Annotated in this window: 12 protein-coding genes and 1 pseudogene; 9 read left to right on the top strand and 4 right to left on the bottom strand. The window is 60.8% G+C overall.

The window, feature by feature from the left end; genetic code table 11:
• The first annotated feature begins 24 nt into the window (after window positions 1-24).
• Window positions 25-758, top strand: a pseudogene (locus JCM12296_RS26935) (aldehyde dehydrogenase family protein).
• Window positions 759-771: 13 nt separating this feature from the next.
• Here the strand turns inward: JCM12296_RS26935 and JCM12296_RS26930 are convergent.
• The 3 genes from JCM12296_RS26930 to JCM12296_RS26925 all read right to left on the bottom strand — a co-directional run bounded on the left by JCM12296_RS26930 (window position 772) and on the right by JCM12296_RS26925 (window position 3878).
• The gene (locus tag JCM12296_RS26930; RefSeq protein WP_281492167.1) at window positions 772-1812 is read right to left on the bottom strand and encodes an MFS transporter; all 1041 of its coding nucleotides are present in this window, start codon (window positions 1810-1812) and stop codon (window positions 772-774) included.
• Complete coding sequence (locus tag JCM12296_RS48195) at window positions 1803-2351, bottom strand: MFS transporter (protein WP_218188307.1); 549 nt, start codon at window positions 2349-2351, stop codon at window positions 1803-1805. The genes JCM12296_RS26930 and JCM12296_RS48195 overlap by 10 nt, the downstream gene beginning before the upstream one ends.
• Window positions 2352-2423: 72 nt before the next feature.
• Window positions 2424-3878: an HlyD family secretion protein gene (locus JCM12296_RS26925; RefSeq protein ID WP_172684130.1), complete on the bottom strand. Its 1455-nt coding sequence runs from the start codon at window positions 3876-3878 to the stop codon at window positions 2424-2426.
• Between the two features lie 439 nt (window positions 3879-4317).
• Here JCM12296_RS26925 and JCM12296_RS26920 point away from each other — a divergent pair, with 439 nt between their 5' ends.
• The 7 genes from JCM12296_RS26920 to JCM12296_RS26900 all read left to right on the top strand — a co-directional run bounded on the left by JCM12296_RS26920 (window position 4318) and on the right by JCM12296_RS26900 (window position 11901).
• Window positions 4318-6837, top strand: a complete 2520-nt coding sequence (locus JCM12296_RS26920) for a CHAT domain-containing protein (RefSeq protein WP_054699646.1) — start codon at window positions 4318-4320, stop codon at window positions 6835-6837.
• Window positions 6810-8483 carry a PASTA domain-containing protein gene (locus JCM12296_RS26915; protein ID WP_054699645.1) on the top strand — a complete coding sequence of 558 codons (1674 nt, stop codon included), beginning with the start codon at window positions 6810-6812 and terminating at the stop codon, window positions 8481-8483. The genes JCM12296_RS26920 and JCM12296_RS26915 overlap by 28 nt, the downstream gene beginning before the upstream one ends.
• A complete protein-coding gene (locus JCM12296_RS50900) occupies window positions 8423-8719 on the top strand; it encodes a PASTA domain-containing protein (RefSeq protein ID WP_157067926.1) in 297 nt (98 codons plus the stop codon). The genes JCM12296_RS26915 and JCM12296_RS50900 overlap by 61 nt, the downstream gene beginning before the upstream one ends.
• A complete protein-coding gene (locus tag JCM12296_RS26910) occupies window positions 8683-8946 on the top strand; it encodes a PASTA domain-containing protein (protein WP_054699642.1) in 264 nt (87 codons plus the stop codon). The genes JCM12296_RS50900 and JCM12296_RS26910 overlap by 37 nt, the downstream gene beginning before the upstream one ends.
• Window positions 8947-8988: 42 nt before the next feature.
• Complete coding sequence (locus tag JCM12296_RS45820) at window positions 8989-9714, top strand: hypothetical protein (RefSeq protein ID WP_246804933.1); 726 nt, start codon at window positions 8989-8991, stop codon at window positions 9712-9714.
• The gene (locus JCM12296_RS45815) at window positions 9699-10637 is read left to right on the top strand and encodes a toll/interleukin-1 receptor domain-containing protein (protein WP_306304136.1); all 939 of its coding nucleotides are present in this window, start codon (window positions 9699-9701) and stop codon (window positions 10635-10637) included. Before JCM12296_RS45820 ends, JCM12296_RS45815 begins: the two co-directional genes overlap by 16 nt.
• A gap of 88 nt (window positions 10638-10725) precedes the next feature.
• On the top strand, window positions 10726-11901 hold the full coding sequence (locus JCM12296_RS26900) for a hypothetical protein (protein WP_054699638.1): 1176 nt from the start codon (window positions 10726-10728) through the stop codon (window positions 11899-11901).
• A gap of 61 nt (window positions 11902-11962) precedes the next feature.
• On the opposite strand, the gene JCM12296_RS26895 is transcribed toward JCM12296_RS26900, so the two are convergent.
• Window positions 11963-12331 (bottom strand): hypothetical protein, encoded by a 369-nt coding sequence (locus JCM12296_RS26895; RefSeq protein WP_054699636.1) that lies wholly within the window; start codon window positions 12329-12331, stop codon window positions 11963-11965.
• Here JCM12296_RS26895 and JCM12296_RS26890 point away from each other — a divergent pair.
• The coding region (locus tag JCM12296_RS26890) for a hypothetical protein (RefSeq protein ID WP_157067925.1) at window positions 12330-12778 on the top strand (449 nt) is incomplete at its 3' end. The genes JCM12296_RS26895 and JCM12296_RS26890 overlap by 2 nt on opposite strands.

The raw sequence follows: 12778 nt of genomic DNA, 5'->3' as shown, positions 1-12778 counted from the left end.
CCACCGAGGTCGGCCGGCGGCGTCATGCCGCCTCGCGCGCCCACGATCAAGAAGGTCTCCCTGGAACTGGGCGGCAACGCACCGTTCATCGTCTTCGACGACGCCGACCTGGACCGGGCCGTGGAAGGGGCCATGATCTCCAAATACCGCAACTCCGGGCAAACCTGCGTGTGCGCCAACCGGCTGTTCGTGCAGGCCGGTGTTTACGACGAATTCGCCCGCCGGCTGGTGGCCGCCGTGGAAGCCCTCCAGGTGGGAAACGGCATGACCCCCGGCGTGCAGCAGGGACCGCTGATCGACCGCGCCGCCGTGGACAAGGTGGCCCATCACATCGACGACGCCCTTTCGCGCGGTGCCCGCCTGCTCAGTGGCGGAAAGGCCCACGCCCTGGGCGGCACCTTCTTCCAGCCCACCGTGCTGGCCGACGTGAGCGCCGACATGCAGGTGGCCGTGGACGAAACTTTCGGCCCGGTGGCGCCGTTGATCCGTTTCGAAAGCGAAGCCGATGTCATCGGCATGGCCAATGACACCCCCTTCGGCCTGGCGCCTATTTCTATGCCCGCGACATGGGACGCATTTTCAGGGTCGCCGAGGCCCTGGAATACGGCATGGTGGGCATCAACACCGGCCTGATCTCCACCGAAGTGGCCCCCTTCGGCGGCGTCAAGCAATCCGGCATCGGCCGCGAGGGATCGAGGTACGGCATCGAGGAGTATGTCGAGATGAAGTATCTGTGCCTGGCCGGCATCGACCAGTAACGGATGTTCACCGTCAGGCGGTACCGTCCTGCCCATGGCGCTTGCGCCGTCGCACCGGAAGCAGAAGCGTGATGGGAATGGTGGCCAGGAACAGGAACCCCAGGATCCACGATACATCGTTATAGGCCATCATGGTGGCCTGCCGGTTGACGAGCGTATTGAGCAGGCCCAGTTTGGCCTGCTGCAACATCGCCGGGTTCAGGCCGGCCTGGACGAGAAGATCGGCGGCCTGGCGTTGGAAATCGGCCAGGTTGGGATTGTACGGCGTGATGAAGGCACTTAATTCAACCCGATGGATCTGCTGCCCGCGGGCCACCAGCGTGGCCACCAGGGCGTATCCGATATTTCCCCCGACGCGCCGGGCCAGGGTGTAGAGGCTCGACGCGTCGGTCATGTCCGCTTTGGGAATGGTGCTCAAGGAGAGCGTCGACAGGGTGATGAACATGAACGGCATGCCGATCCCCATGATCATCAGGGTCGGCACCAGGTCCCAGAATCCTTGTTCCAGGGACAGCCGGGCCAGGTCATAATACGACCAGCAGGTGACAAGGGTGCCGAAAAGCACCAGTATCCGTGCGTCCACAGGGTTGTATAACCGCCCCACAAGGGGCATGCAGAGCAATAGCATGAAGGCCCGCGGTGCCAGAATCAGCCCGGCCTCGTATGCGCTGTAACCCAGCAGTTCCTGGGTGAATTGGGGCAGGATGAAGGTGGTGCCAAACAGGGCGATGCCGAAAACGACGCCCATGATCGATCCCAGGCTCAGGGGCAGGTTGCGCAGGATGCGGACGTTGACCACCGGCTCGTCCGCTTTCAGCTCCCAGTAGATCAAACCGATGAATGATACGACACACACGGCCGTGCCCCAGCGAATCATGTTCGAATCGAACCAGTTCTGCTGCTGTCCACGTTCAAGGATGACTTGCATGCTGGTCAGGGCCACGGAGAGAAGGAGGATGCCCTGCCAGTCAACCCGTTTGAGGCCACGGCGCAGGTACGGCGGATCCGCCACGAAAATGGCGACCATCAAGATGCCTACAATGCTTACCGGCACATTGATATAGAAAATCCACGGCCATCCGTAATGATCTGTGAGCCACCCGCCAGGATGGGACCGACTGCCGGTGCCAGCACCACCCCCATGCCCCACACCGCCATGGCCATGCCCTGTTTCTCCGCGGGAAAGGTCTCCCGCAAAATGGCCTGGGAAACCGGAATCAGGGCGCCACCGCCGATGCCCTGGATGACGCGGTAGAAGATCATCTGGGGAAAGGTGACGGCCGTACCGCATAGAATCGAGCCTAGGGTGAACAGGGCAAAGGATCCCAGGAACAACCGCTTGCGTCCGATCAGGGCGCTCCACCAGCCCGACATGGTCACCATTATGATTTCGGCAATGCTGTAGCTGGTGGCGACCCAGGTGATCGACGACAGATCTTCGGCAAAACCGCCCATCATGTATGGCATGGCCACATTGACCACGCTGATGTCCATGGCGGCCATGAAAGCGCCGAACATCACGGCGATGGTGATCGGCCATTTATTGACTACCGGCGTTTCGGAGGAAGGCGTGTCGCTGTCGGCTCGGTCCATGGACAAATCATCTTTTCAGGGCCGGCCCGGTTCAGGCAAAACGCAGCGGCCGGCCACGGTTTTCAGCCATCGTCAAGGCGCGGTCGAGGCCGGTGAACCGGCAGCCTGCCCGGGTGGTGGAGCGGATGGCGGTTGTCCGCCGGCAGTGATATCGACGACCGGGACGACCGACATGCCCGGCACCAACAGGAATGCGGAGAGTTCCGCGGGCCGATCGAAGACGATCTTTACCGGAATCCGCTGAACGACCTTGACGAAATTGCCAGTCGCATTTTCCGGCGGCAGCAGGCTGAATCGCGATCCGGTGCCGCGTTGGATGCTGTCCACCCGACCGTGGAACGTCTTGTCCGGGTACGTATCGGCCTTGATGGTGACGGGCTGGCCCGGACGCATGTGGGTGAGCTGGGTCTCCTTGAAATTGGCTGTCACCCAGACTTCCCGTGGTACGATGGCCATGAGCGACTGGCCGATCTGGACAAACGTCCCCGGTTCCACGGCTTTCTTGGTTACGTGGCCGTCAGCGGGCGCATGGATTTTGGTATAGGATAGATTCAGCGCCGCCTGTTCGACATCGGCCCGGGCCTTTTCGGCATCGGCCTTGGATACCGCGGCCTGCGACGTGCTCCGGGACACGACATCGGGAGCGGATCGGGCGGAGGCCAGTCGGGCATTGGCCTGATCCAGCTCCGCCTGGCGGGCGGCGACCTGGGAACGGGCCTGGTCCAATCCGTCGGTGGCCGCTTTCAAGGCGGCCTCGGCCTGTCGAACCATGGCCTGCTGGGTTGCCACCTTGCTTTGGGCGGCACTCAGGTCGGCGGCGGCCATGCGCGCGGTCGCAACGGCGTGATCGAGCTGCTGGGGCGTGGCAATATCGCTACGGGCCAATTCTTGATACCGCTTCAGATCCTGGGCCGCTTCACGGGATTTGGCCTTCTTGGCATCGATTTCCGCCATGTCCTGGGCCAGGGCGGATTTGGCGACCGACACATATGCCCGGGCCTGATCCACCTGGCTGGCCGCCGTGGCGGACAATGACTGGGCGTTGGCGACCATGGCCTTGGCGGCGGCAACGTTGGCCTTGGCCTCCGCCAGTCCGGCCGTCGTGGTAATACTCGTCACATTGATGCCGATGTCCTGGGCCTGCCGGCCGGCTTCGGCGGCATCCAACGCGGCCTTGGCGGCGTTGAGCCTGACCCGAAAGTCGCGTGAATCGAGCTCGACCAGCAGATCACCGGCCGCCACCTTCTGGTTGTCGTTCACCAGCACCCGTTCCACATGCCCGTCGACCCGTGGACTGATGGCGATGATATGGCCATCGATAAAGGCATCCGCTGTGGATTCGTGAGCCATCGCATGGCGGAAATACAGACCGCCGAGAACCAAACCGATCAATAGCAGTCCGGTCGCCCCTGTTATCATGAAACGGCGTCGCGGCCACTTGCGCCAATGGCCGCCTTCGCCATTCGGCGGTGCTGGTGATGCCGGCAAGGCGCCTGTTTTCTCACTTTGAGATGTCGATGGTTCCATTTCATCCCCAGGGGTTGAATGCTTTTGGCAAGGCCAGCGGGAGGAAACTGTATAAAGCGTACTGCGACGACCGGTAACGCGGTCCAAAAACATTATCTTGAATACTATATCCGCTATGCAACGCCGCTGTGACGCCTGGATGAGGATGGAGCTTCGCTGGTAATATAACGAGAAACGAATCACTGTCAAACCTCGGCACTGGCGATGGCAACCCAAGGCTTGACAGACGACCTGAATTATATTTTGATATTATACAGGTAGTTGCTCATTCAGATGGCCGTATCGGCGCCCAAAGGCATCCCTGAAAAGTGAACCCTGGTTTTGTTCCTGTACGCGTTGTCGTTTTCGTCCTATCCGCTTTGCGCGTGTCGACTCCAAACGTCGTATTTCTCACGCTTGGCGCCGGAACCCTTGGCGATGGATATTCAGGAACGGGTCTGTGGAATACATTAACTACGATATTCGTATCGGACCGGGACCGACATACCCCATCTATGCCGAATCGCAACCGGTTGGCGAGGCGGAAGGGGTTTTCTCCTTTGATCCGAACGACGCGCGGATCCGGGATGCGCTCCAAAAGGTTGCCGAAAGACGCACCGACAGCATCCAAATGTCCGAGTTCGGCCATCTGCTGTTCCAACACCTGTTCACCGGCGAGGTGGGGGTCCGGTTTGAGCAGACAACCGGTTTCACCTTGGCCCACAAAGAACAGGGCGTCCGCATCCGGCTGCGCATCGCCGCGCCGGAATTAGCCCCGCTGCCCTGGGAACTGCTCTTCAATCCCGCCCGTGCGTTTCTGGGTGTCGATCAACGCTCACCCATCGTCCGATGGTTGTATGTCCCCAAACCGATTCAGCATCTGCAGGCGCAGCTTCCCCTGCAAGTGCTTGTCGCCGTTCCCGACATCGTTGCCCCCTTTCCGCCCCTGGAAACAAATCGGGAAATCGAGGCCCTGACCCGTGCCCTGGCGGTGATGGGAGAAGAGGTCACCCTGACCGTTCTCAAGAGCGATGTGACCCTCGATCGCATCGGGCACGCGCTGATCGATGCGCCCTGTCACGTGTTGCATTTTATCGGCCATGCCGAATTCAAGGACAATTGCGGCCGACTGCTGCTCAACCGGGAAAACGGCGGCATGGAATGGGTGGATGAGCATCGCTTTGCCGGGCTTTTGCAGCATCCCGCGGATTTGAAGTTGGTTGTGCTCAACGCCTGTCAGGGGGCCACGGTTTCGGGCACCCAATCCTTTGTGGGGATTGCGCCCAAGCTCGTTCAGGCGGGCGTCCCGGCAGTCATCGCCATGCAGTATCCGATTTATGATGCCGCCGCCGTCCTCTTTGCACGCGAATTCTACTACGCCCTTTTCAAAGGCGCCAACGCCGGCCGGGTCGACTGGGCCGTGACCCATGCCAGAAATGCCTTGATCCGCGAATTTCCCGATCAACGCGAGTTCGCCACGCCGGTCCTGTTTTTCCGCGCGCCGGAAGGGGTTCTGTTCTACAAGGTTTCCGGCAGGCGCTGGCGTGACATGGCCTGTTCCAAAAGAGCCATCGATACCGAAAAGGCCGCTTTTGCAACGCACCGTTTTAATCAATCCCTGGCAGGCAACCGGGAAGCACACCAAGACAGGGATTTTTCAAAATATCTGGAACGTGACCGGCGCGATTATGACTGGCTGAAAAAACGGATTGCCTTTCGCAATCGTCTGTTTGCGGTGACCACGGCGGCGTTTGTGCTGGCTTTCACTTTCTTCTGGGTGGGGCTGTTCGATCTTCTCCGACTGGATACGCTTCTGGAAGGAATGACACTTTCCGTGGGCAATATGCTGAAGAACAAGCCGCTATCCGAAAACCTGGCAATGGTATCGGTCAACGGCTCGGTCAATCCCACCATGCGCAAACAATACGCTCGGCTGGTGGAGCGTCTTTCGCTTGCCGGTGCGCGCGTTGTGGTCTTCGACATGACCTTTCCGCCCTACGAACCGGAGCATGCCAATGACGACATCGCCCTGTCTACCGAAGCGTTCGGCAAGGCCATAAAATCCGCGCGCAGCCGGGGCACCGAGGTGGTCCTTGGATTCAAGTCCCTTGATGGCGGCGTTCCGGTAATCGAAGACGCCCTGGGAGAGGCACTGGGCCCCTTTGGCCTGGGCTCGGTGTGCCTGAGCGGCAAGCTCGGTTATTACGGCATCAACCCGATTGCCATCCAAGCACCCGGCGCGGAAAAAGGGGGCCAGGGAGAGACATACCCGTCTCTGGCACTGGCGGCTTTTTTCGCCCTGAACACCGTTGGATCCTTCAGCATCGATTGGCAACGGAAGAAAATCGATTTGTTCCCCTTCCCGATCGGCCCCGTTTTCTTTTCGGAAAAGCGCCGCGCCCGCGAGGGAAGGTGCCCGGCCAACCCACCGGGCAGTCTGGATGCGGACCTGTTCATCGACCTGAGCCCGGCGGGCTGGATGCGTGATGCCCGTCGCATGTTCTCCTTTGAACGGATCGTTTCGGAAGAAGAAGGTACGTTGGCGCCAAGCGCCTTCAGCGGCAAGGTGGTCTTTGTGGGTGTTCGCACCGAAGGCAACGAGCATGTCCGGGTCTTCGACGTCAAGAACGACCGCCGGTACGGTGTTGAACTGCATGCCGACAGTTTTCGAACGATTCAGAACAGCGCGGCGGGTGTTCCCGTGGTAAGGCCTTTGGCGGCAGCCGATCAGGCCTTGATGATGGTCGGGTTGATTTTGGTGGGTGTTTTTATCCGCTTCTGGATTAAACCGCCGGCAATCCGCTGGCGGATCGCGGCAATGGTCAGCCTTCCACTCCTATACGCAGGCGTTGGCTTTTATCTGTGCATCACCCGATGCATCTTGATCGACTGGCTCTATCATCTGGGGGGCTTTTTCTTCGCTTACTGGATTGCCGGGAGGGTCGAAAGAAAATGGATTTCTCAAGCATTTGCAGAATAAACGCTTCACCGGGCCATCCTTTTCCTCACCACCTGCGGATCGCCACCCTGCTGGCCGTGATGGTCTGCGGCATGCTGCTGCAGGGATGCGCGCCGGCGACATTGAGCCATGTACTCATCGGCAACCGCCTTGCGGGTCCGGGAGAATACGATCAAGTCCAAGTTTTCCAGAAAGACATGCGGGTTCAAACCCAACAGGGGATGGACCTCAAACGCGACAATGTCATCGAAACCGACGATCACTCCTGGGCTGTGATCACGTTTAAGCAAAATGGCCCCAAGGTGATCATGAAGCCGGGCACCCGGGGACGGATTTCCTCCTTTGACATCGAATTTGGCGAAATTGTGGTGATCATCGAGAAAAAATTGAGCGGTTTGTTCAAAGTAAAAACCGAAGACGTGGTCGCCGGACCCGAATCGACAATTTTCTCGGTTTCAAAAATCACAACCGGCCCAAGCACCGTCAGTGTCATTCGCGGCACCGTTAGACTCAGCTCTCCAAACCAAGCCTGGTCGTGTGTAACAATCAAACAGAACCAGCGGGCCAGCAGTGTCCATGGCAAGCGGCCCACCACCAGCGCGCTCCCGCACGAAACGTTCAATGAAATCATCGGCTGGGCCAACCGGGTGGAACTGGCCATCAGCCCCGCGCAGGCCCATGTGATCGTGCCCAACCTTGATTCCATGCCCCGGGAAGAAGCCCGCAGACGCATCGAGGCCGCCGGTTTACGCATTGGAGAAGTCATCCCCAAGGTGACGCCCGCTCGCCCCCCGTTGGGCACGGTGGTCGAACAAACGCCTGCGCCAGGAACCTATGTGCGCAAAGGCACCGCCGTTCATATCGGTGTGGAGGTGGAGCCGGTACGACTGCCGCAGTTGATCCACAAACCCTTCCAGCATGCCCAGGCGCTGCTCGTCCAAAGCGGCCTGAAGCTGGGCAGAGTGGATCGGCGCATTACCGGAAGCGCTCCGGCTGAAACGGTCATCGAGCAACATCCGGGCGGCGGCCTGGAGGTACCCACGGGCAGCACCGTCGACCTGGTGGTGGAAGAAGAGTCGGTACTGGTTCCCGACCTCAGGGGGCTCGACAGGACGGCCGCCCAATCCACACTGGATAGGGCCAGGCTATTCGTTGACCGCTGGGATGAGGAAATCACCGGATCCCAACCGCCCCATACGGTCTTGCGCCAATCCCCGGGCCCAAACGAACGGGTGCGCCCCGGAACTCGGGTGCGACTCGTGCTGGAGGCTGAATCCGTGCTGGTTCCCCATTTGATCGGCCAACATCGCGACAGGGTCGGCATGATCCTGAATCAGCACCGGCTCATCCAGGGAAGCATGAATGAACAAATCACGGGAAAATATCCGGTTGACACGGTCATTCGGCAGGACCCGCCGCCAGGCCAACGGGTCCGGCTTGAAACGCCGATCCATTTGACCGTCGAGGCGGCATCCGTTGTCGTCCCCAATATCGTGGGGTTGGTGATGAACGTGGCCGGCAACACCCTGGCCAATAACAGCCTCAGGCTCGGCCGGGTGACGGAAGAGCTGCGTGAAAATGTGAATGACGATGTGATCTTGCGTCAATCTCCGCAGCCCGGCCAGCGGGTACCCCCCAGACCGCTATCGAGATCGTCAGGGCCGTAAACGGTCGTCGGGTCCCCAACCTCGGCGGCCAGACCCAACGGGGCGCCCAGGCGATCCTGAATCAGTACGGCCTAAGTTGGGGAGGCGCCTCCACACGGCCATCCGATGCGCGGGCAAGCTGGAATCGGGTTATTGACCAGAGCCCACGAACCGGGACCTGGTACGCAGAGGCACACCGGTTTCCATTGTTACCGGCACGATGCCTCCCTGCCGGGTCCCCAACGTCGTGGGAATGAGCGCGGCAAATGCGGACAAAGCCATCCAGTCTGCGCGGCTGGTGCCCTACAATCGGAAAAATGCCGCCGGCATCGCGCTGGTGAGGTCCCAATCTCCAGCGGCCGGCACCATCCTTACATGTGGCGGGGGGGTCAGCTACGATGCGGAGATCTTCATGCCAAAGCCCTTTCCCGTCGTGATCCCGGGAACGATCCAAACGGCCCCCCCAACAAACACGATCAAATAGCAGCCACCACCATGGCATGGAAGGACTTCAGAGGAAGACCGCATGTTGGAAATCCAAATGGTTTACCGGCATAACTGTCGAGAACGGAATGTGCATCGCCTGTATCAGGCATTAAGCGCCCATTTTGGCGCGAACCACGTTCAGCGTCCCCTGTCCTTGGACATAGAATCCGGTGGGGTGGCAATAGAAACATTTCAACCCATCGTTGCCGGTTGCACGCTGGTGATCGCGGTTGTCGAGGCCGAAGGCTTCAACAAGGACGACGATCGATTGCAGCGGTTAGCGGCGACGGCAGCCCGGTGGGATACCCCGATCGTCATTGTTTTAATGGATCATGCCGAAACGCCCAACGCTGCGGCTGCCGTTGAAGCCTTGCAGCGGTTGACCGGCGACGATCCGGTCTACCTGAATCCGTCCCGATGGGATCGGGATATGGCCGTCCTCATCCAGAGGCTCGACCCGTTGATCACCCTACCACCCGTACCCGAGAAAGCCTCTCCTGGTAGTTTTGGCCGGCTCAAGAAGATCTTCTCACGCTGGTTCGGCGCCCGCCAGAAGCCCCTCCATCCACCGCTAAAAAAGCCGAACCGCCACGCATGGTTGAACGCGGCGGAAGCATGCCGGAAAGCGAACCCGCCGATCTCCAGGAGGTCTTTCTGGGTGCATCGGCGCCGGCGGCACTACCGCCCGGCGACGAATTCACGGCCCGCTTCGTCGCTTACCTGGAAGACGAAAAGGACGCCGTGGAAGCGATGCTCCACCAGTTGAGCCCCCGCTCGACATCGGTGCTGGGCCTGAAACGCTGCCGGTGGCAACCCGGCACCTGCGTCACGGTTTCGTTGTCAGGCCGGTGGCTGGAGGTGGAGGATGCCCAGCAGACATTCACCTGGGATTCAGCCTACGCCATGCTCGACTTCGATGTCCGGCTTGGCACCGACGCCCCCCAGGGGGTCACAATTCTGAAATTCGATGTCGCCATTGACGGCATCCGCGTGGCCAAACTGCGCATGGATCTTGAGGTCGTTGATCACCGGACGGCATCTCCGCCAAAAACGGCGGTCACCGAAGCGGCCCGGACGGCCTTTGCATCGTACGCGTCCAACGATCGCCAACGCGTATTGGACCGTCTGGCCTCCATCCGCATCAGCGCGGGACTCGACGTGTTCATGGACTGCCTGTCGCTGCGCCCGGGGGACCGATGGAAGCTGGAGCTCGCCAGGGAGATCCGCTCTCGCGACCAGTTTCTGCTGTTTTGGTCCCATTCAGCGGCAACATCCCAGTGGGTGGCCTGGGAATGGCAAACCGCGTTAAGCGAAAAAGGCTGGCGGAGATGCAAATCCATCCCCTGGAAAACAACGTCCCGCCGCCTGTCGAGTTGTCGGAATTGCATTTTGGGGATGTGTTTGTGGCCGTTCGGGATGCGCAAGCGGAAAGGACATAGGCCAACCCAGGCAACTCCATTTGAGTCGGCGCTATTCGTTTCATCCGTTGACGACGAGCGAAAATGTCAAATGTCCAATGACAAATGCCAATTGGTGGTATTCTATCGATCTACAATCGACCTGATCCTTCAATTGACATTTGGATTTTGGCATTTGGCATTGATTGAACCAAAATCATTGGCTTTCGGTTATACCAACAACCGACCGAAATCAAAATGCGGTTCCTTTAGGTGCCCTCATCCCAATTGAAAACCGATCGGCATTGGGCTATATCCTGGCCTGAGATTCCGTGGCCGTTTTTTGGAGACCGACCGCAACAAAGGGCCTTAAACGAGAAATGCCGATTCAACTCGACCTCATCGATTTCGTCAAGCGACAGCAGCAAACGGACCGCGTCGACGCAACCGCGCCGACGTCGGCCGGGTCTTCTCCACCGGCCGATGCGGATTTCGGCTTGCCGTCGGACGTGAACCGGGCGGTCTACTCCGCCGCCATCATGCGGCCGATCTTCGAATTGGAGGCCCGGCGGTTCCGCCAGGGCGACACCGAGGATACCGGTGCCGTCTGGGATGGGCTGGACCTCTTGTGGATCGCCTTTGCCATTCTGGATGTGATCTCGGAGCTGACCGAGTACCAGTCCGGCGCCACGCGCGCCGAAATCCTGGACAAGATCCTGCCCCTGGCCCGCCAGCAGGCGACGGCCTGCGGCATTGCGGCCACCCATGCGGGGCTGAACGATGTGCTGGGCAAGGTGTTCGATCACCTGGTCAACCGCCAAAACCGCTACCTGCCGTTTCAATACACCTGGTTCGACGGCACGGCCGGCCGATACCGGAACCGCCGGTTCTGGCTGATCAAGACGGTCTACACCGGCGAAGGGCGCGAGGCCCTGTTCACCCTCACCGACGAAGGGTACACGGCCTATTTCGGCCTCCACGAAACCAGCGCCCTGGACGCCACGGCCATCGGCAACCTGCGCATCAAGCTGCTCATCGAGCGGGGCAATGTGGACGACGCCATCTCCGTTGCCGACGCCAACCGCAAGCAGTGCGCCCGCAAGGCCCTGGAGGTGCGCAACACCCGCCGCCAGATCCGGCGCAACATCCACGCCGTGGCTTTCGATCAGGTACGGGGCCTGGCGGAAGAAGGCGTCGGCCAGGCCACGAGCATCCAGAAGGAGGGCCGGCGGCTGCACAACATGGTCGTGGAGAACCTGACCGCTTCCAAAAACAACCGCCACGAGGCCAAGCTCCACCGGTTGGCCGAGATGCTCGAGCGCCTCAATACCCAGTTGATGAATCTCACCACCGAGCTGCAGCAGCTTCCCGATGATTACGACTACCACAGTTTCAAGCTCTTCCGACGGCGCAGCCTGGGGGCCTTCCCGCCCATGGAGGAAGTGATGCGACGCCTGTGCCGGCTGGGCGAGGAGGACGCGGCCCGGGTGGGCACGGAATTCATCGCCCGCATCGACCCGCCGGCCCAGCGGCCGCTGTTCGACCGGCGGCGGTAATCGAGGCCTGTGACCGGGCCCTGGAACGTCAGAATGTGCCCGGCGACCGCAGCCAGGCGGTTCACGAGATCGACGGCACCCCGATCCAGCACTTCATGCCCGAACTGAGCGAAGGGCTGATGCACCAGCCTTTGAACTGCTGCATAACAGGGTACTGGCCGACGGCGAGGTCCTGCTCAGCCGGTTGCTCGAAGCGGTGTCGCGCCGTGATGCCGCATCCGACGGCGGCAAGCTGCTGCCCGTGGCCGTGGCCATGGCCGTGTTCCAGTGCACGGTGGAGCGGCGCCTGGCCGCCCGACATCGGGTCCGGGTGGAACTGCCCGATCCCGACCGACGGGTAATGGTCGATCTTTGTGCCGGCCGCCGCTACCGGGGCCACGAACTCCGCTTGATCCACCAGGCGTCGTCCGCCCGCCAGAGGAATCTGCATGAGTGCCGAAACGACTTACGAAGCCAGCCGACTGATCTACCTGAGCCTGGCCTACAGTAGCGGAAAAAAACGTCTGCTCACCCAGAACAGCGCCGAGATGACCGAACTGGTACAGCGGTTTCAGGCCGAGGAAGCTTTTCGGACGGCCGTGGAAGCGGGCCTGCGGGCCATGGAATTGCGGCTTTTGGCCCTGGAGGAAGGCGGCCTGCGTCTGTCGGCACGCAATGCGGACAGCTTTTTCGCCGCCACCCTGACCGATTATGGCCGCCTGTTGGCCCGTGGCGATCTCAAGGCCGCGGATGTGCTGCCGGTGCACTGCGCCATCGCCACCGCCGTCTTCCCCACCGAGGCGGACCTGGACATGCCCGTCGAGGACCTGGCGCGTCACCATGGAAGACGTGATCGCCATCCTGCGCCGCTTCGCCCACGCCGAGGCCGCCCTGCCCG

This window comes from Desulfosarcina cetonica JCM 12296 (assembly GCF_001311845.1).
Lineage (GTDB): Bacteria > Desulfobacterota > Desulfobacteria > Desulfobacterales > Desulfosarcinaceae > Desulfosarcina > Desulfosarcina cetonica.
The sequence above is the reverse complement of the archived record's forward strand: the minus strand, read 5'-3'. Positions and strand labels throughout refer to the sequence as shown.

Bases quoted from the DNA above. Each gene is read 5' to 3' on its own strand.
- JCM12296_RS45820 (WP_246804933.1), top strand. From the start codon at position 8,989: ATGTTGGAAATCCAAATGGTTTACCGGCATAACTGTCGAGAACGGAAT.
- JCM12296_RS26910 (WP_054699642.1), top strand. From the start codon at position 8,683: ATGCCTCCCTGCCGGGTCCCCAACGTCGTGGGAATGAGCGCGGCAAAT.
- JCM12296_RS48195 (WP_218188307.1), bottom strand. From the start codon at position 2,351: ATGGACCGAGCCGACAGCGACACGCCTTCCTCCGAAACGCCGGTAGTC.
- JCM12296_RS26900 (WP_054699638.1), top strand. From the start codon at position 10,726: ATGCCGATTCAACTCGACCTCATCGATTTCGTCAAGCGACAGCAGCAA.
- JCM12296_RS26925 (WP_172684130.1), bottom strand. From the start codon at position 3,878: ATGGAACCATCGACATCTCAAAGTGAGAAAACAGGCGCCTTGCCGGCA.
- JCM12296_RS26895 (WP_054699636.1), bottom strand. From the start codon at position 12,331: ATGCAGATTCCTCTGGCGGGCGGACGACGCCTGGTGGATCAAGCGGAG.
- JCM12296_RS26915 (WP_054699645.1), top strand. From the start codon at position 6,810: ATGGATTTCTCAAGCATTTGCAGAATAAACGCTTCACCGGGCCATCCT.
- JCM12296_RS45815 (WP_306304136.1), top strand. From the start codon at position 9,699: ATGCTCCACCAGTTGAGCCCCCGCTCGACATCGGTGCTGGGCCTGAAA.